At 66.8% G+C, this 17,046-nt stretch carries 18 protein-coding genes; 11 read left to right on the plus strand and 7 right to left on the minus strand.

All coding sequences use genetic code 11. The annotated features are described in order from the left end of the window. The first annotated feature begins 27 nt into the window (after positions 1-27). Positions 28-273: a CsbD family protein gene (locus tag VXD91_RS02150; protein WP_212814670.1), complete on the plus strand. Its 246-nt coding sequence runs from the start codon at positions 28-30 to the stop codon at positions 271-273. Between the two features lie 74 nt (positions 274-347). Here the strand turns inward: VXD91_RS02150 and VXD91_RS02155 are convergent, their stop codons facing one another. Together VXD91_RS02155 and VXD91_RS02160 are read right to left on the minus strand one after the other, a co-directional pair. Continuing rightward, positions 348-1,367: an XdhC family protein gene (locus VXD91_RS02155; protein ID WP_346414509.1), complete on the minus strand. Its 1,020-nt coding sequence runs from the start codon at positions 1,365-1,367 to the stop codon at positions 348-350. Further along, the gene (locus VXD91_RS02160; protein WP_346414510.1) at positions 1,357-1,572 is read right to left on the minus strand and encodes a hypothetical protein; all 216 of its coding nucleotides are present in this window, start codon (positions 1,570-1,572) and stop codon (positions 1,357-1,359) included. Before VXD91_RS02160 ends, VXD91_RS02155 begins: the two co-directional genes overlap by 11 nt. 190 nt (positions 1,573-1,762) lie before the next feature. Between VXD91_RS02160 and VXD91_RS02165 the strand changes: the two genes are divergently transcribed. Genes VXD91_RS02165 through VXD91_RS02175 form a run of 3 tightly spaced genes read left to right on the plus strand, consistent with a single transcriptional unit; the run spans position 1,763 to position 5,579 of the window. Then, the gene (locus tag VXD91_RS02165; protein ID WP_346414511.1) at positions 1,763-4,066 is read left to right on the plus strand and encodes a xanthine dehydrogenase family protein molybdopterin-binding subunit; all 2,304 of its coding nucleotides are present in this window, start codon (positions 1,763-1,765) and stop codon (positions 4,064-4,066) included. Continuing rightward, positions 4,063-4,599 carry a 2Fe-2S iron-sulfur cluster-binding protein gene (locus tag VXD91_RS02170; protein ID WP_346414513.1) on the plus strand — a complete coding sequence of 179 codons (537 nt, stop codon included), beginning with the start codon at positions 4,063-4,065 and terminating at the stop codon, positions 4,597-4,599. Before VXD91_RS02165 ends, VXD91_RS02170 begins: the two co-directional genes overlap by 4 nt. Then, on the plus strand, positions 4,596-5,579 hold the full coding sequence (locus VXD91_RS02175; protein WP_346414514.1) for a xanthine dehydrogenase family protein subunit M: 984 nt from the start codon (positions 4,596-4,598) through the stop codon (positions 5,577-5,579). The genes VXD91_RS02170 and VXD91_RS02175 overlap by 4 nt, the downstream gene beginning before the upstream one ends. Positions 5,580-5,591: 12 nt before the next feature. Here VXD91_RS02175 and VXD91_RS02180 read toward each other — a convergent pair whose 3' ends face one another. From VXD91_RS02180 to VXD91_RS02190, 3 genes are all read right to left on the minus strand, one after another. Further along, entirely contained in the window at positions 5,592-6,362 is a 771-nt protein-coding gene (locus VXD91_RS02180) for a hypothetical protein (protein ID WP_318986806.1), read from the minus strand. Positions 6,363-6,369: 7 nt separating this feature from the next. After that, on the minus strand, positions 6,370-6,690 hold the full coding sequence (locus VXD91_RS02185; protein ID WP_244872791.1) for a DUF732 domain-containing protein: 321 nt from the start codon (positions 6,688-6,690) through the stop codon (positions 6,370-6,372). A 134-nt stretch (positions 6,691-6,824) separates the two neighbouring features. Then, positions 6,825-8,621, minus strand: a complete 1,797-nt coding sequence (locus VXD91_RS02190) for a GAF domain-containing protein (RefSeq protein WP_318986805.1) — start codon at positions 8,619-8,621, stop codon at positions 6,825-6,827. A 106-nt stretch (positions 8,622-8,727) separates the two neighbouring features. Between VXD91_RS02190 and VXD91_RS02195 the strand changes: the two genes are divergently transcribed. From VXD91_RS02195 to VXD91_RS02220, 6 genes are read left to right on the plus strand one after another with little or no spacing between them, the layout of a single operon-like run. Further along, a complete protein-coding gene (locus tag VXD91_RS02195; protein WP_346414515.1) occupies positions 8,728-10,218 on the plus strand; it encodes an aldehyde dehydrogenase in 1,491 nt (496 codons plus the stop codon). Between the two features lie 30 nt (positions 10,219-10,248). Next, positions 10,249-11,604: an MFS transporter gene (locus tag VXD91_RS02200; protein ID WP_212806762.1), complete on the plus strand. Its 1,356-nt coding sequence runs from the start codon at positions 10,249-10,251 to the stop codon at positions 11,602-11,604. Continuing rightward, complete coding sequence (locus VXD91_RS02205) at positions 11,601-12,791, plus strand: FAD binding domain-containing protein (protein WP_346414516.1); 1,191 nt, start codon at positions 11,601-11,603, stop codon at positions 12,789-12,791. Before VXD91_RS02200 ends, VXD91_RS02205 begins: the two co-directional genes overlap by 4 nt. A 28-nt stretch (positions 12,792-12,819) precedes the next feature. Beyond that, positions 12,820-13,257 carry a hypothetical protein gene (locus VXD91_RS02210; protein WP_212806764.1) on the plus strand — a complete coding sequence of 146 codons (438 nt, stop codon included), beginning with the start codon at positions 12,820-12,822 and terminating at the stop codon, positions 13,255-13,257. Further along, entirely contained in the window at positions 13,254-14,222 is a 969-nt protein-coding gene (locus VXD91_RS02215; RefSeq protein ID WP_346414517.1) for an amidohydrolase family protein, read from the plus strand. The genes VXD91_RS02210 and VXD91_RS02215 overlap by 4 nt, the downstream gene beginning before the upstream one ends. Next, entirely contained in the window at positions 14,222-15,310 is a 1,089-nt protein-coding gene (locus VXD91_RS02220) for an NADH:flavin oxidoreductase/NADH oxidase (RefSeq protein WP_346414518.1), read from the plus strand. The genes VXD91_RS02215 and VXD91_RS02220 overlap by 1 nt, the downstream gene beginning before the upstream one ends. A gap of 120 nt (positions 15,311-15,430) precedes the next feature. Here the strand turns inward: VXD91_RS02220 and VXD91_RS02225 are convergent, their stop codons facing one another. Further along, positions 15,431-15,892: a nuclear transport factor 2 family protein gene (locus tag VXD91_RS02225; RefSeq protein WP_212806767.1), complete on the minus strand. Its 462-nt coding sequence runs from the start codon at positions 15,890-15,892 to the stop codon at positions 15,431-15,433. A gap of 94 nt (positions 15,893-15,986) precedes the next feature. On the opposite strand from VXD91_RS02225, the gene VXD91_RS02230 reads away from it, so the two are divergent. Then, positions 15,987-16,547 (plus strand): TetR/AcrR family transcriptional regulator, encoded by a 561-nt coding sequence (locus VXD91_RS02230; RefSeq protein WP_346414519.1) that lies wholly within the window; start codon positions 15,987-15,989, stop codon positions 16,545-16,547. A gap of 20 nt (positions 16,548-16,567) precedes the next feature. On the opposite strand, the gene VXD91_RS02235 is transcribed toward VXD91_RS02230, so the two are convergent. Then, on the minus strand, positions 16,568-16,984 hold the full coding sequence (locus tag VXD91_RS02235; protein ID WP_212806769.1) for a DUF5313 domain-containing protein: 417 nt from the start codon (positions 16,982-16,984) through the stop codon (positions 16,568-16,570). Positions 16,985-17,046: the final 62 nt, after the last annotated feature.

Below are 17,046 nucleotides of genomic sequence, written 5' to 3' on the forward strand. Positions count from 1 at the left end.
CCATCCATGACTACCGGAAGGGCAGACATGAGCGAGAAGCAGAACACCGGACCCGAAGAAGCCGTGCGTGGCGTCGTGGAAGGTGTGAAGGGTAAGGCCAAGGAAGTCATCGGCACCGTGACGGGCCGCGACGACGTCGTGCGTGAGGGCCAGGCCCAGCAGGACAAGGCCGATGCGCAGCGCGACGCCGCGAAGAAGGAAGCCGAGGCGGACGCCGCGCGGGCGGGCGCCAAGAGCGCCGAGCAGCGACAGGAAGCTGAGCAGCGCCGCTGACTCACAGATCGGCCCAGCCGGGGTTCGCCCCGGCTGGGCCGATTGCTGTGCGCAGCCCGTCGCCGGCCCCGGCATCACACCGAATGGAATGCGCGTTCGGACTTCGGTAGCCCGCTGCCACCTTCGGCACCAGCGACCACTTGGGCCAGGATCGACAACGCGATGTGGGGCCCCGCGCGACCGCCGAGATCCAGCCCGATCGGCGCCTGCAGACGGTGTAGGTCATGGGCGAGAAGTCCCCGCGCCGACAGCTCACGTCGAGTGTTCGCCGAGCGAGCGCTCGAGCCGAGAGCGCCGACGAACGACGGCTGCAGACCGCCGGTCCATCGCCGCGAATCAAGGGCCTCGAGTAGCAGCGGCACGGTGAAGCGATCATCATGGGTCAGATCGACGATTGCCGTCTTCGCGGCGATGCGCCCCGCTTCCCGCTCGCGCCGCAGATAGCGATCGGGCCGATCAATGACGAGTTCCACCGGGCCCGAGAACCGGTCGGGACGCAGGAATGCCGACCGTGGATCACAAGCCACAACCGCGAATCCCATACGGGCGGCCAGCGCCGCGAGCTCGACGGCGATCTCGCTGGTGCCGAAAATCACCATGCGGGGCGGTGCTTCGTAACGCGTGCAGAACTCGGGCGCATCACCGGCCTGGGCCAACGAAATGTGCCCGGTTTGCAAGTTCAAGAACGTGGCTGCCGGCTGACCGGCTTCCAGTGCCGAGAGCAGGGCCGGCAGTTCCGGAAAGTGCCGCGGTGTCACCGGATGCATGGCCACCCGCACCGCGCCACCGCAGGGCCCCCGCGGCGCAAACGGGTCACCGCTCAGCCGGTCTGCTTCGTATTCGACGGTCCGGCAACCGATTCCCTCCACAAAACCGGCAGGTTCTGCGAAGATTCGCTGGGCCCGCTCGAACAGGTCCGCCTCGACGCAGCCCGATGACACGCTGCCGGCCATCGCCGCGTTCCGGTCGAAGGCCATCATCGACCCGAGTGGGTACGGAGATCGGTCGTAGGTGTCGAGGACCGTGACCGCGAGAACCGGCTCACCGTGGTGGTATCGCCGCGCAATCCATTGCAGCACAGCCTTATTCTTCATCGATGTCCTCCCCGCCCGCCAGATCGGAGCATTCGACCCGGAGCAGATCGGGATGTGCCGTCAGGAATGGGCCGGCGCCGGTGTCACCAGAGACGTTCTGCAGCAGGTCATCGAGCCGATGACCATCGGCGGCGGTCACTTTCGGCTTTCCGTAGCGCTGCCCGCTGCCTGCCGCCAGGACTATGCCAAGGGTCGTGGTGCTCATGGTGGTACTCGGTGAGGCATGTTACTCAGACGATGTCGCAACGCGCCCGGCCTCCGGCCTCATCGCCAGGTCGACGCGTAGGTCGAGCCCCAGGTGCCGGCCATCTGATGACACAGGAGGCGGACGGTGCGATGCTCTTACCGCCTCAAGTGACAGCGAGCGCGCGACGACGCGCAAAGGCAGGGTGAGAGTGACAGGCGATGGAGCAATCGGCCGGCCGGTGAGCCGGGTCGAGGGACGCGACAAGGTGACCGGCGGCGCGCGCTACACGGCCGATACCGCAGTGCCTGGCGTGCAGTACGCGGTGCTGGTGCAGTCCACCGTGTCGCACGGTCGCATCATCGCCGACTCTTTGGCGGCCGCCGCGACGCGAGCCCAATCCGCACCGGGAGTGACCTGTGTCCTCACGCCCTTGAATTGCCCTACTCTGCAGCATCTTCCAGTCGATCTGACGTGGGATCTGCCGCTGGAACGGCGGCCACCGCTGTCGGATCTGACGGTCCAACACAGAGGCCAGCACGTGGCTCTGGTGGTCGCCGACACCCTGGAGAACGCGCAGTTCGCCGCGTCGTTGATAGACGTGAGCTACGAGGAACTGCCCGCGCTCCTGACGGCGCACGATGTGCTCGCGGCACGAGACCTGCCGGCCAGCGATGACGGGGTCGTGCGCAGCGGCACCTACCGACCCGATCATTTCGTCAAACTCGAGGACGAGAAGCTCCAGGACCACCGCGGCCCGGCCGATGAGCCGGCCGACGGCATCAAGATCGCTTCGCGCTACACCACGCCCGAGAATGCCCACTACGCCATCGAGCTGGCCGCCACGATCGCGAGCTGGGACGGTGATCTGCTGACGGTGCACGACACGACGCGGTGGATCGCCGGCGAACGCCTCGCTCTGGCAGCCTATTTGGGCATCCCAGTCGACAACGTGCGGATCATCGCCCCGCTGGTCGGTGGAGCGTTCGGTTCCAAGAGTTTCTTGTGGATGCATGTCGTGCTGTGCGCGTTGGCTGCGCGAGTGACCGGACAACCGGTCAAGATGGTCCTCAGCCGCGCCCAGATGTTCACCTCGACCGGACACCGTCCGCCAACCGAGCAGCAGGTGCGGCTGGTCGGCGATGCTCACACCCGACTGACCAGCATCGAGCACCACACGCTCACCGAGACGTCGACAATCGCGCACTTCTGCGAACCGGCCGGCATCAGCACACGGTTCCTCTACCGATCACCCCGAATGGTCGTCTCGCACACGGTCGCTCGGGTACATTCCCCCACTCCATGTTTCATGCGCGGCCCCGGCGAAGCACCTGGACTGTTCGCTCTGGAGGTCGCCATGGACGAGCTGGCCCACGAGCTCGACGTCGACCCGCTGCAGCTGCGCATCACCAACTATGCCGGGGACGATCAAGCCAGCGGACGCCCGTGGTCCGACGAGAATCTGCTGCGGTGTTACCGGGAGGGAGCCGATCGTTTCGGTTGGTCGCACCGACCGCCCGAACCACGGTCGCAGCGCCGCGACGATGTGCTCGTCGGCTGGGGTATGGCGACCGCGACTTATCCGGGGCGCCGCATGCCCGCCGGCTGTCATGTGCGGACCACGCGCGACGGAATTGTCGAATTCTCCTCAGCCACACACGAAGTCGGGACCGGGGTGCGGACCGTCATGACGCAGATCGCCGCGGATTCCGCGGGATTGCTGCTGCCGCAGGTGGCCTTCTTCTCGGGTGATTCCGCCTTCCCGAGCGCCCCGTACAGCGGAGCATCACAAACCACCGCGGCCGTCGGCTCGGCGGTCTACGAGGCCGGTCGGGAATGGAAACGCCGGCTGCTCGAACTTCTCGTCGCCGACGAGCATGCGCCATACGCCGGATGCGACCCGCACACGCTGGATATCCGCGACGGCGAGGTCATCAGCACCGATCCGGAGCTCCCGGTGACCGCGGTCATCCCACTGCTTGCGGCATCCGACAATGCATTTCACGAGCGACTCACCTTCACCAGCACCAGCGACGGGGCGCCGGAAGGCGGGCCCGTCTCGCAATCGTTCGGCGCCCACTTCTGCGAGGTGGAAGTAGATGAGAGCATCGGGCGAGCCACCGTCACCCGGTGGGTCGCGGTCATGGACTGCGGACGCGTCATCAACCCGAAGCTGGCGCGCAGCCAGGTCATCGGCGGCATCACGTTCGGTCTCGGCATGGCGCTACTGGAACAGGTGCCCTACGACCCCGGTACTGGCCACGCCCTCGGCGAGTACTACGTGCCCACTCACGCCGACATCCCGAGGTTCGACATCGCCTTCATCGACAGCGCCGACGACCACCTGAACGCGTTCGGCGCCCGCGGCATCGGCGAAATCGGAGTCTGCGGCGTGGCCGCGGCGATCGCCAATGCCGTCTTCCACGCCACCGGTCGCCGGGTACGCGACCTACCGATCACCATCGAGAATCTGTTGCCCGCGTTCGGCGCAGCGTCCCCGAGGGAATCCATATGAGTGACCACACCATCGAGCTGATCATCAACGGCACTGCCGTCACGGTGGTGGCCGACGTCCGCACCACGCTGCTGGACCTGCTGCGTGAACGCCTGCAACTCACCGGTACGAAGAAAGGCTGCGACCACGGACTGTGCGGCGCCTGCACGGTTTCGGTCGACGATGCGCGCGTCCTGAGCTGCCTCACGCTGGCCGTGACGATCGAGGGCGCCACCGTCGTGACCGTCGAAGGCATCGCCCAAGACAGCCGACTGCACCCGTTGCAAGAAGCGTTCATCGAACACGACGGATTCCAATGCGGTTACTGCACGCCCGGCCAGATCTGTTCGGCACGAGCGATGCTCGCAGAACACGCGCGCGGGGATCTGTCTGCCGCAACTTTCGACGGCCCGTTCACCGACGTCGCGAACGGACCGGAGACCTTGTCCACCAATGAAATCCGCGAGCGCATGGCAGGCAACATCTGCCGTTGCGGCGCCTACCCGAACATCGTCGACGCGATCGCGTCCTGTCTGCCCGAGCACCGCCCATGAAGACCTTCGACTTCCACCGCGCCCGCGATGTCGATGACGCCCTCGATCTTGCCGCCCGCACCGGTGCCACCTACTACGCGGGCGGCACAAACCTGCTCGACCTGATGAAGCTCGGCGTCGCGGCGCCGACGGCTGTGGTCGACGTCAGCCGGCTCGGCCTGGATCAGATCACTGCAACCGATGACGGCGGCATCATGATCGGTTCCGGCGTCACCAACAGCGCGATCGCCAACCACGATCTGGTCCGGACACAGTATCCCGTGCTGTCGCAGGCGATCTTGTCCGGAGCGACAACCCAGCTCCGGAACATGGCCACCGCCGGCGGCAACCTGCTGCAACGGACTCGTTGTCCGTACTTCATGGACGCCGAGTTCCCGGCGTGCAACAAACGCCGTCCCGGTTCCGGCTGCGGTGCGCTGCAAGGTTTCAACCGTGAGCACGCACTGTTCGGGACCAGTCAGTCCTGCGTTGCGGTGCACCCGTCCGACATGGCGGTGGCGCTGTCGATGCTCGATGCCGTGGTGCACGTCCGGGCGACCACCGGTTCGCGCAGCATCTCGCTGTCCGATTTCTTCCGGCTTCCCGGGGACGAACCCGACCGCGACAACGCCCTGCTACCCGGCGAACTGATCGTCGGTATCCACCTGCCGCCGTCGGAATACGCCCGTCGCAGTTGGTATCTCAAGGTCCGTGACCGGCACAGCTACGCCTTCGCCCTGGTGTCCGTTGCAGTTGGACTGACACTCGACGACGGTATCGTCACTTCAGCGGCCATCTCACTCGGCGGCGTCGCCGCCAAACCGTGGCGCGTACCCGCAGCCGAATCCGCGTTGATCGGTAATGCCCCCGACGACAAGGCTTTTCGAGATGCCGCAGAGATCGCGCTGCGCGACGCTGCTGCGCTGGGCCAGAACCAGTTCAAGATCGACCTCGGGAAGCACAGCGTCCTGCGGGCACTGCACAAGGCCAGTACGCGGTGACGCCGTCCGACGTCACTCGACAAGCTTGCTCAAGCAGTACACCCGCTTCGGGGACGTGAAGACCATCGCCTTCGCCGCAGTGGCGCAGGCCGATTCATCGGTGCTGTCATCGACGCGCTGGGCCACCTTGAACACCCCCGTGTGCGAGTTGGCGATCGCCGGAGCCTGTGCGCATTCGATGTTCCTGACGCTCTTGCCGGTGAGATCCAGCGCGTAGCAGTCACCCTCATGCAGGTTCAGGGCGAAGCACAGGCTCGCAGCCTTGGGATCGTCCTGATTGCTGGTGGCGTAGAAGTACGGGCCCTCCGACGGCGCCTTGCCGTCCGGGCACAGTCCCTTCGAGGTCTCGCCCGCCAATTCGTAGACGGCGTCGGAGGATTCGCAGCTGGTCGAGGTGAAATTGAACTTCTCGTAGTCCGAGGTCGTGACGCACTGCCCCGATTTGAGGTGGGAACCGAAGACCGTCGTGGTCTGTAGTCCCTTGCGGGCCATGTTGCCGATGCCGCCGAGTACGACCAGCACCACCACCGCGCCCACGATCCACATCCACGGCTTGATGCCTGACTTGCGCGGCGGCGGCGCATATCCAGGGAACGGGTTCGGGGCACCGTAGTTGGCCTGCGGCTGGCCGGCCCAGGGTTGCGGATTCGGCGCCGGCCAACCCGGCTGGGGTTGCCACGCCTGCTGCCCCGGCGCGGGCGGGATCGGTTGGCCCGGTGGGTTTCCCGGCGGTCCGTGCGGCGTCGGGTCCCATGGGCCTTGCTGCGGTGGCGGTTGCGTCATGGGCTGGTCAGTTCGGGGCAGACGTGCACAAGATGCCGTGCGCAGCTTTCGCCAGCGCGCCGGTGGGACCCGCATCGGCGCCGTACTGCCCGGCCAGCGCGCCGACGACGTCGGGCCGCGACTGGCCACTGAACGCCATCTGACACGCCTGCAGCCCGGCCTGCATGATCGCGTCGTCATCGCCCGGGAAGCCCGCGTTGCGGGCCTGGTTGATGAACCGCTGCTGTTCCGGCGTGAACGGCAGCGGCCACGCCGACGCAGGTCCAGCGGCGGCGACGGACAACGCGGAGACTGCGGCAACCACGCCGGCAGTCAGACGGATCTTCATCGACATCTCTCCCCCAAAGTGTCTGGACCCGCGGGGTCGCGGGACCTCAACACGACTCAGCCTAATCGCCCCAGACCGGTTCACGGGACCGATCTTCTGAGGGGCGTCCCCGCACCCGCCTGCGCAGTCACGATCTATCTGCCGAGGCCTTGTTCCGCAATGTCATACACGATGAGCGCGGATGAGAACTGCACGCTGACGGTTGGATCGGCCAGGTCCACTGCACACAGCGACTCGATGCGCCGTAGGCGCTGGGCAACCGTATTGGGATGAATCAACAGTTTTTCTGCGGTCGCGGTGCGGTCCAGTTTGCAGGCGAAGTGGGTTCGCAGCGTGGCAACGAGGTCGGTGCGGTGTTTGGCGTCGTAGTCGACGATCGGCGCCAGCGTCCGGTTGGCGAAAGCTGTCAGCTTGGCCGGGTCGTCGAGCTGCAGGAGCAATCCGACGATGCCGAGATCGTCAAGGCTCACAACGGAACCGGTGCGACCCGAACGCACGGAGATCTCGAGCGCACTCCTGGCGACCCGGTAGGCGTCGCCGTAATCGGATCCGTAAACGGGCGACACCGCGACTGTCGCGGAAATGTTCGGCGCGATCCTGGACAACTCCCGCTGAATGATGGCACCCGGGGACTCGTCGCCCTCACGTGGCCAGAGAGCGACCAGCGTTCCGCCATGCATCGCGACCAGCGGGCGCGGCTGACGCCCCGATGCCAGCTCGGTGACAGCGGAGAGCGCACGTTGCCACGCCCGGCGGGTGGCCGACTCGCTGGGGCCGGCGAGGGTGGCGACGACGGCGACGTGGGCGACGGACAGATCGTGGCCCAAGCGTCGCGCACGTTCCCGAATCTGGTCCGACGGCTGACCGCTGCCGGTCAGCACATCGGTCAGCAGTTCGCCACGCACCCGTCGTTCGACCTCGGCGGCGGTCTGCATCCGCAGCAACTCCACCGAGATGACGATGGAGGCGTGCTCTACCGCCCGAATCTGTAGGGGGTCAAGTGAATCCGGGACTCCGGGGAACCAGATGCGGGCTGCGACCTCGCTGCCCAGACGCACCCGTGCGACGAGCCAGCCAGTCGAAGCACCCTGATCGTCGACGGCCTCGCCGACCGTCGACGAGTCTGCTGCGGACTCGGCATCCGTCGTCGCGGTCCGGACTGCGACGGCCGGGTAATCGATGCCGTCGGCTGAGCGCGCGAGCTCGGTCTGGCGGGCGTCGTCGATGAGCACGGGCCGGCCGATCAGGTCGCTCAACGCCGCGGCAATCCCGCTGACGCCTCCCGACCGCAAGGTCACTGCGAGCAACCGTTCGTGGATCTGTTCCGAACGCGCGAGCGCATCGCGTTGCTCCCGTAGCGATTTGGTCAGAGTGCGCAATTCATCGAGCCGGCGCGCCGAAGTCACCGCGATGGCGGCATGGTTGGCGAGCAAGGTCAGCCGCTCGATCTCGTAGCGGGTGAAGGTGTGCACCGAGGCGTAGTAGCCGTTGAGTGTTCCCAGCACCTCGGTGCCGGCAATGAGCGGTACGGCGACGATCGCCCGATAGCCCTGCTCTTGTGCCACACCGGCCCAGAGGGCGAATCGGGGTTCAATCCGCACGTCGCGGATAGCCACCGGTTCTCCACTGTGGAAAGCGCGACTCGACGGCGAGGTGCTGTCCAGCCGGATGGGGCGGTCGGAGTTCACCCGTCCGACGTACTCATCCGACAATCCGCTCCAGCCCCGCACGAGCAGTTGCTCGCCGGCGTCGTCGGGGATGAGCACGCCGCAGAAGTCGAAGCCCAGCAGCGTCCGCGCGGTATCGGCGACCAGGCAGAGCACCTCGGCCAGATCGGTCTCAGCACCGGCAAGGGCACTGAGGGTGCGCAACGCTGCCAGCCACGTGACCAGTTCCGCCCCCGGCCGTTCGCGGCCCGTCGACGTCGTCATCCGATCAGTGTGCATCACGAGGAGATGTAGCCACACACATATTCAGCCGAATAATATGTCTTGCACGACATTGAACGCAGTTGGCGTTGTGATGAGACTCATTGGCATGACCCAAGTCTCACCGGCCCCCACCGTGGTCACGGATGCGCCCCTCACCCCTGTCCGCCACATCCTCAGCCCCGCCACCGGCGCAGTGATCGCCACCGTCCCGGAGCAGGGGGCGCGTGAGGTCGATGCCGCGGTGGCCAAGGCCCGCGCGGCATTCGAGGACGGGCCGTGGCCGACCATGGTCCGGAGCGAGCGCGCCAAGCTGCTGCTGCGCATCGCCGACGTCATCGAATCCGCCGCCGAGAAGCTCTACACCCTCGAGGCCCAGAACAACGGGCGGCCGATCACCGAAACCCGGGCCCAGCTGTCTCGCGTGCCGGAATGGTTCCGGTACAACGCCGGGCTGCTGGCCGCGCAACGCCAAGCCGTGCTGCCGGGCGACGGGCCCTACCTCACCTATCAGCAGCGGCTACCGCTCGGCGTGTGCGGCATCATCACGCCGTTCAACCATCCGATGCTCATTCTGGCGCGGAGCCTGTCGGCCGCCCTCGCCAATGGAAACACCGTGGTGGTCAAGCCATCTGAGCTGACACCGCTGACGACGCTGGCCCTCGCCGAGATCGTCACCGACGCCGGGCTACCCGACGGCGTGCTCAATGTGATCACGGGCGCGCGCGAGGCGGGCGAGCGTCTCACCGGCCATCCCGACATCGCCAAGATCACTCTCACCGGCGGCACCGAGGCCGGGCGATCAGCAGCCGTCGCGACGGCGTCACGCTTCGCGCGAATCACCGCCGAGCTGGGCGGCAAGACGCCGGTGCTGCTGTTCGACGACGTCGACCCGCAGATCGCCGCCGAGGGTGCAGCCTTCAGCGCGTTCGTCGCGGCCGGCCAGTCGTGTGTCGCAGGGTCGCGATTCCTGGTGCAACGGGGCATCTACGACGAGTTCGTCGCCGCCCTCACTGCGCGCGCCCGGGCCATTCGCGTCGGAGACCCCGCCCTGCCGGACACCCAGATGGGACCGCTCATCAGCGACCGGCAGCGCGACAAGGTCACGGCGCTGATCCGGACCGGCCTCGACCAGGGCGCGACCCTCGCCGCCGGTGGCCAAATACCCTCCCTGCCAAGCCCTTTCGACGGCGGCTTCTACGTCGAACCCACCGTGTTGTCCGACGCCACCATGGACATGACGGTCGCCCGGGAAGAAATCTTCGGGCCGGTCGCCGTGGTCATCCCGTTCGACGGCGAGCACGACGGCGTGCAGATGGCCAACGACAACCCGTACGGCCTCGGTGCCGGAGTGTGGACCACCGATGTGAGCCGCGCCCACCGCGTGGCGGCGCGCATCAACGCGGGCATGGTCTGGGTCAACGACCACCACCGCCTGGAACCGTCCCTCCCCTGGGGCGGCATCAAGGAATCCGGTTCCGGAAAAGACGCCGGCACAGAGTCGTTCGACGACTTCTCCTGGGTCAAGACGATCGTGGTGCGCACCGCTGCCGAGCCCGTCGACTGGTACGGCGGGCAGCCCCAGCGCCGCCTCAACTGACCCACTTCCGACGGCCCGAAAGGCACACCCATGTCCGCAGCACGCTGGCATCACGACATCACCCGAACGCAATGGCTGGTCCTGGCGGGCACCACGCTGGGCTGGGGCCTGGATGGCTTCGCCGGTAGCCTCTATGTCCTCGTCCTCGGCCCCGCCATGAACGAGCTGCTCCCGAACAGCGGCATCGATACCGATGCCGCGGCCATCGGGTTCTACGGCGGCCTGACCGTCGCGCTCTTCCTCATCGGATGGGCGACCGGCGGAATACTTTTCGGCATACTCGCCGACTATTTCGGCCGTACCCGGGTGTTGTCGGCGGGCATCCTCACCTACGCGGCGTTCAGCGCGCTCGCCTTCTTCGCCGACACGTGGTGGCAGCTGGGCGTCCTGCGATTCATCGCAGGCCTCGGATCAGGTGTCGAGGCACCGGTGGGTGCCGCTCTGATCGCCGAGACCTGGCGCAACCGATTCCGGGCCCGCGCCGGCGGCGTGATGATGGCCGGATACGCCGGTGGCTTCTTCATGGCGGCCGCCGCCTATGCACTGCTGGGTGACCACGGCTGGCGCGCCATGATGCTGCTCGCCGGCATCCCGGCCCTGGTGGTGTGGTTCATCCGCCGCTACGTACCCGAGCCACCCGAGATCGGCGCCCACTTGCAAGCACGTCGGGAGCGGAAAGCACTGGGCCACAATCACGTCCACGATCGATTCGTGCTGCGACGCCTGTTCAGCCCGCCACTGCTGCACCCCATGCTGGTCTGCACCGCACTGGCCACCGGAGCGCTGATCGCGTTCTGGAGCGTGTCGACGTGGTACCCGCAGATCATCCGGCAGGCGACCAAGGCCGAAGGCCTCCCTTCCGGCGTGGCCGATCACCGGGTCGCGGTGGCCGCGATGCTGTTCAACGCCGGCGGCATAATCGGCTACGCCGCATGGGGTTTCGTCGCCGACGCGATCGGACGCCGGAACGCCTTCGCGATCAGCTTCACGGTCTCGGCCGCCACCATCGCGTGGACGTTTCCGTTCGACCGCAGTCACACCGAGCTGCTCATCGCGATGCCGCTGCTGGGCTTCGGCTTGTTCGGCGCCCTGTCGGGCACCTTCATCTATGGTCCGGAACTCTTCCCGCCCAGTGTGCGTGCCACCGCGCTGGCCGTGTGCAACAGCGTCGGCCGTTACGTCACCGCGCTCGGGCCTCTCACGGCCGGGGTGATCGCCTCGTCGTGGTTCGACGGCAACCTCGGCGTCGCCACCGCCTCGGTGTCGGCGGTAGGCCTGATCGCCGTCATCGGCCTGGCCTTCGCCCGCGAAACCCGCGGGGAACCCATGCCCGTCGACCACCCCACCACCCACACCACCCGGCTCAGCGAAAAGAGCGCATCATGACCGAATACTCCACTGCTTCGGCGATCGTCGTCGGCGGATCCATCGGTGGCCTCACCACCGCACTGTTGCTGCGCGACTTGGGATTCCATGTCGACGTCTTCGAACGCACCCCCACTCCCCTCGACGGGCGGGGCAGCGGCATCGTCCTGCAGCCGGACACCGTGCGCTGGTTCACCGAACGCAGCCGGCAGCACATGGCCGATCTGCACACCGCCACCTCCTACGTGCAATACCTCGACCCCAACGGCGCCACCGTGCACCGGGAGCCCGCCCGCTGGACCTACACCTCGTGGGGCACCTTTTACCGGGCACTGCTCGCCGACTTCGGTACCGAGCACTACCACTACGGCGAATTCGCCTGTGGTTTCAGTCAGGACGAGCACACCGCCACGGTGCGGTTCGTCAGCGGCAAGACTGCCAATGCCGACCTCGTCGTCTTCGCCGACGGCATCACCTCACCGGCTCGCGAGCATTTCGATCCCGGTGCCGCACTCACCTACTCCGGCTACGTGGGCTGGCGCGGAACCGTCCCCCTGTCCGAGCTGACAGCCTCCACTCGTGAGGTACTCGGCGACGCCATCACGTACACCGTGATCCCGAATTCGCACATCACGATGTACCCGATTCCGGGTGAACAGAGCCTCGACGAGGCCGACCGGTTGATGAACTACGTCTGGTACCGCAATGTGCCGGCGGGCCCAGAACTCAGCGAATTGCTCATCGACAAAAGAGGATTCAGCGGATCGGTATCGGTCCACCCAGGCCAGGTGCAGGACCGCTTCGTCGACGAACTGCGCACGGCGGCAGCGGCGCAACTCGCGCCCGTGGTGGCCGAAGTGGTCGTCAAGACGCCGCAGCCCTACCTGCAGGTGCTGTCGGACGTGCGGTCCTCGCGGATGGCTCTGGGCCGGGCGGCGTTGATCGGCGATGCCGCGTGCGCCTCGCGGCCACATGCGGCCGCCGGAACCGCCAAGGCCGCCGCCGACGCCTGGGCGCTGGCCGATGCGCTGTCCACCTCGGCCGGAGACATCGTGGCAGCCCTGGCCAAATGGGAACCGGCGCAGCTACAGCTGAGCGACAGCCTACTGCGCCGCGTGGTGGACATGGGCGAACGCTCGCAGTTCCGCAACAGCTGGACACCTGGAGACCCAGACCTGCGATTCGGCCTCTACGGCCCCGGACGCTAAAGCTCTTCACGACGAAAGGAATTCGAAAATGACCGACAACAACTATCTGACCGACCTACCGCTCGCCGGTGAGCTGGTGGCCACCGACTTCGAGAGCTGGCCGGGCTGGCTCAAGACCGAGTTCGCCGAGCACGCCTTCGACGGAAACGTCGGATCCCGCTTGCTGAGCGAGGACTCTCGGGTCCGAGTGTGGGAGATCCGGTTGGCGCCAGGTGAGCGCTGGCACGCCCACCGGCATGTGCTGGACTACTTCTGGACGGCGATCAACGCAGGCAGCAGCCGCCAGCACACCCACGACGGCACCGTCCGCGAAGTCTCGTATCAAGCCGGGGAGACCCGCCACTTCCATTTCGGGCCAGGCGAATTCCTGCTGCACGACATCGAGAACATCGGCGAAACCGAGCTGATTTTCACCACCGTCGAGCATCTCGACAGCGCCAACGACGCGTTGGAGATCGCGCGATGAGACCGCACATCGCCGACGGCGTCATCGACGTTCACGCCCATTGGTTGCCCCGTGCACTGTTCGCACTGCCGCCCGGCGCCCCGTACGGCCCGATGAATGACCGCGACGGCCAGCTGCATCTCGGTGACCTCCCGCTGTCGATCGCCACCGATGCCATGAGCGACGCGACCGCGATCACCGCCGACATGGACCGCGCCGGCGTCGCGGTACGCGTACTTTCCGCGCCTCCGTTCGCTTTTCCGCTCACCGCGGCCGGCGCCGAGTACGCCGGCGCATTCAACACCGCGCTGGCCGATGTCGTCGGAACATCCGACGGACGGCTCCTGGGGCTGGGCATCGTCGCCCTGGGCGAACCCGGAGACATCACCTCGCAGTTGACCGCGCTGCGTGACGCCGCAGGCATCGTCGGCGTCGCAATACCGCCGGTGGTCGACGGCGACTCACTGAATCGGGGCGCATTGCGGCACATCGTCTCCGAGGCCGCTCGTCTCGATCTCGCAGTGCTGGTGCATCCCATGCAGATCGGCCGGCCGGAGTGGAGCGACTACTATCTGGCCAACCTCATCGGCAACCCCGTCGAAACCGCCACTGCGGTCGCGAATCTCGTGCTGAGCGGTCTGAAGGACGAACTGCCCGAGTTACGCATTTGCTTCCTGCACGGCGGCGGCTGCGCACCCGGTCTGCTCGGCAGGTGGGACCACGGCTGGCGGGCCCGTGCCGATGTCCGCGCCGCAGGCAGCCGATTGCCGTCCGACGTCGTCGCCGATCTGTATTTCGACACCGTCACCCATGACGCCCCGCAACTCGAACTGCTCGGCAAGATCGCCGGCAAGGACAAGGTGGTCTGCGGCAGCGACTATCCCTTCGACATGGCCGAATCGGACCCGGTACGGTTCGCGGTCAAGTACGGGCCCGACGAGGACGCACTGACCCGAGCGGCCCGAAACTTCCTGGGAGTGAACTGATGTCGACACTCTTTACACCGCTCACCCTCCGAAGTGTCACCTTCGCGCACCGGGCCTGGATGTCGCCGATGATGCAGTTCTCCGGCGTCGCCGACGGACCGGAAGCCGGCACCCCGACCGACTGGCATTTACAGCATTTCGGTGCGCGAGTGGTCGGTGGCGTCGCCCTGGCGATGGTCGAGGCGACGTCCGTGGACCCCGTCGGCCGCAGCAGCGTCTATGACCTCGGATTGTGGGATGACCGCCAGATTCCGGCATTTCGGCGGTTGACGCACTTCATCACCGAGCAGGGTTCGGTGCCGGGCATCCAGATCGTGCATGGCGGCCGCAAGGCAGCCACCGGGCGGCCCTGGCCGGACCCCAGCCGGACTCCCGAATCCTGGACGACGCTGGGCCCCAGCGCCATTGCGTTCGGACATCGTCCCGTTCCCGCCGTACTGGACGTCGACGAGATCGAGCGAATCGTGGCGAGCTTCGCCGATTCCGCCCGGCGAGCCGCCGCAGCCGGCTTCCAGGTCCTCGAAATCCATGGCGCCCACGGCTATCTCATTCACCAGTTCCTGTCCCCGCAGTCCAACACGCGCACCGATGCGTACGGCGGATCGCTCGACAACCGGATGCGATTCGCGCTGCAGGTCGCCGAAGCGGTTCGCGCCGCGTGGCCGCAGCATCTGCCCCTGTTTTTCCGGGTTTCCGCCACCGACTGGCTTGCCGGGGACACCGACGACCCGCGACCGGGCTGGACCGTCGCGGACACCGTCGCCCTCGCCGTCGGTTTGAAGAAGGCCGGGGTCGACCTCGTCGACGTATCCAGCGGCGGCGCGATTCCCGATGCCCGCATCCCGGTGGCCCCCGGTTATCAGGTGCCCTTCGCGAAAAGGGTTCGCGCCGAGGCGGATATCCCCACTGCGACGGTCGGACTGATCACCGAAGCCGAGCAAGCCGAAGCGGTCGTCTCCGGCGGCGAGGCCGACGCCGTCTTCGTCGCCCGTGCCCTGCTGCGCAATCCCAACTGGGTCCGCGACGCCGCGCAACACCTCGGGGTGACGCTGCCGCACCCGCCTCAATACTCACGGGGATTCGCGTGAGTTCCCGCGGCGGGCAGGTTCACCTGCCCGCCCTGCCGGCCAATGTGGCCCAGGTGCTGGCATGGGGCGTTTCTCTTGCCTCGGCGTGCGGTGAGCCGGCGGACGGCGCTGGCCCGGCACCTACTGGAGCGGAATCTCGACGCCGCGGTCACGCTCCGGACGCGGGCCGAAGATGCGCCGATCCCCCTCGTTGATTCGCACGTCGTTGATGCTCGCCTCGCGGCGTTCCATCAAGCCGTCCGCGTCGAACTGCCAGAGCTCATTGCCGTAGCTGCGCCACCACTGGCCCGCGGCATCGTGCCACTCGTACTGAAACTTGACGGCGATGCGGTTCTCGGAGAACGCCCACAGTGTCTTGCGCAGGGCGTAGTCGTGCTCGCGCTGCCACTTGGCGGTCAGGAACGGCACGATCTCTTCGCGACCGGTGACGAACGTGTCCCGATTACGCCAGACCGAGTCGGGCGTGTACGCCAGGGCGACACGCTGCGGGTCGCGCGTGTTCCAGGCGTCCTCGGCGGCCTGCACTTTCTGGAGTGCGGTCTCTTTCGTGAACGGCGGGACGGGCGGACGTTGTTCGGACATGACTCTCTCTTTTCTCTCATTGAGAACGTGCGTTCTCTACGCGATTCGACTAGCGTAGGGAACGAGCGTTCTCAACGTCAAGGAGGAAATTCGGATGCCCGCGCCGATCAGCGACGAACAGAAGTCCCGCGACCGCGAGGCGCTGCTGGACGCCGCGGAGACCCTCTTCTACGAGCGCGGCATCCAAGCCGTCGGCATGGACGACATTCGCGAGGCGGCGGGGATCGCACTGAAGCGCATCTACGGGCTCTTCGCAACCAAGGAAGAACTCATCGTCGCCATGCTGCAACGCCGCGACCGCCGCTGGCGCGGCCGCCTCACCGACTACGTGGAACAGCGTGCAGATCCACGAGAGCGAGTCCTGGCCGTCTTCGACTGGCTGGGACAGTGGTTCGCCGAGCCGGGCTTCCGGGGCTGCGCCTGGATCAACGCCTACGGCGAGCTCGGCGCCACCTCGCCGGCAGTCGTGGCCGAAGTACGCGCCCACAAGCAGGCATTCCACGAGCAGATTGCGGGCTGGGTCGCCGCCGTCACCGAGGCACCGCCGGAACCCTTGTGCCTGTTGGCCGAAGGCGCGATCGTGACCGCCGCCATCACCGGCGATACCGAGGCAGCGCAGCGCGCCCGGGAAGCAAGCGAATCCCTCCTGGGATGACGTCGGCCGCCGGCCGCACGTCAGAACGGTCGGCTGTTCGCCTGCCATTTGGCGGATTCCGGTCGCGGACCGAAACGCTCGACGTAGCGGTCGTGCATCTGCGACTGCTTCTGCCGCAGGACTTCGTCGATCAGGTTCGGGTCGAGGCCGTGCTGAGTCAGACGGTAGCGACGCCACACCTTGTTGAGCACGAACGCCATCACGAGGGCCCAGAAGTAGATCGGCAGCGTCATTTCGGAGTGCACGTACACCGATGCCGGCAGCAGCCACAACGGCGCCAGCACGAAGATCGGCGGGATGGCGTACCGGATCATGTGCCGGCGTACGGCGCCGTCGTCGGTCAGGTCCTGCCGAACCCATTCCCGCAGGTGGTCCGGTAAGCGCCGCCCGTAGGCGTAGGTGATGCGCTGCCAGAACGTCGGACTGTCGGCGACCATGACGACTCCTTTGCCTGATGAGGTCGACGAGCACCATGCTCTTCGTACCCTAATAGTTAGGA

The sequence above is a fragment of the Mycobacterium sp. SM3041 genome (genome assembly GCF_039668335.1).
Classification (GTDB): Bacteria; Actinomycetota; Actinomycetes; order Mycobacteriales; family Mycobacteriaceae; genus Mycobacterium.

Bases quoted from the DNA above. Each gene is read 5' to 3' on its own strand.
- VXD91_RS02150 (WP_212814670.1), top strand. From the start codon at position 28: ATGAGCGAGAAGCAGAACACCGGACCCGAAGAAGCCGTGCGTGGCGTC.
- VXD91_RS02155 (WP_346414509.1), bottom strand. From the start codon at position 1,367: ATGAAGAATAAGGCTGTGCTGCAATGGATTGCGCGGCGATACCACCAC.
- VXD91_RS02160 (WP_346414510.1), bottom strand. From the start codon at position 1,572: ATGAGCACCACGACCCTTGGCATAGTCCTGGCGGCAGGCAGCGGGCAG.
- VXD91_RS02170 (WP_346414513.1), top strand. From the start codon at position 4,063: ATGAGTGACCACACCATCGAGCTGATCATCAACGGCACTGCCGTCACG.
- VXD91_RS02175 (WP_346414514.1), top strand. From the start codon at position 4,596: ATGAAGACCTTCGACTTCCACCGCGCCCGCGATGTCGATGACGCCCTC.
- VXD91_RS02180 (WP_318986806.1), bottom strand. From the start codon at position 6,362: ATGACGCAACCGCCACCGCAGCAAGGCCCATGGGACCCGACGCCGCAC.
- VXD91_RS02185 (WP_244872791.1), bottom strand. From the start codon at position 6,690: ATGAAGATCCGTCTGACTGCCGGCGTGGTTGCCGCAGTCTCCGCGTTG.
- VXD91_RS02190 (WP_318986805.1), bottom strand. From the start codon at position 8,621: ATGACGACGTCGACGGGCCGCGAACGGCCGGGGGCGGAACTGGTCACG.
- VXD91_RS02195 (WP_346414515.1), top strand. From the start codon at position 8,728: ATGACCCAAGTCTCACCGGCCCCCACCGTGGTCACGGATGCGCCCCTC.
- VXD91_RS02200 (WP_212806762.1), top strand. From the start codon at position 10,249: ATGTCCGCAGCACGCTGGCATCACGACATCACCCGAACGCAATGGCTG.
- VXD91_RS02205 (WP_346414516.1), top strand. From the start codon at position 11,601: ATGACCGAATACTCCACTGCTTCGGCGATCGTCGTCGGCGGATCCATC.
- VXD91_RS02210 (WP_212806764.1), top strand. From the start codon at position 12,820: ATGACCGACAACAACTATCTGACCGACCTACCGCTCGCCGGTGAGCTG.
- VXD91_RS02215 (WP_346414517.1), top strand. From the start codon at position 13,254: ATGAGACCGCACATCGCCGACGGCGTCATCGACGTTCACGCCCATTGG.
- VXD91_RS02220 (WP_346414518.1), top strand. From the start codon at position 14,222: ATGTCGACACTCTTTACACCGCTCACCCTCCGAAGTGTCACCTTCGCG.
- VXD91_RS02225 (WP_212806767.1), bottom strand. From the start codon at position 15,892: ATGTCCGAACAACGTCCGCCCGTCCCGCCGTTCACGAAAGAGACCGCA.
- VXD91_RS02230 (WP_346414519.1), top strand. From the start codon at position 15,987: ATGCCCGCGCCGATCAGCGACGAACAGAAGTCCCGCGACCGCGAGGCG.
- VXD91_RS02235 (WP_212806769.1), bottom strand. From the start codon at position 16,984: ATGGTCGCCGACAGTCCGACGTTCTGGCAGCGCATCACCTACGCCTAC.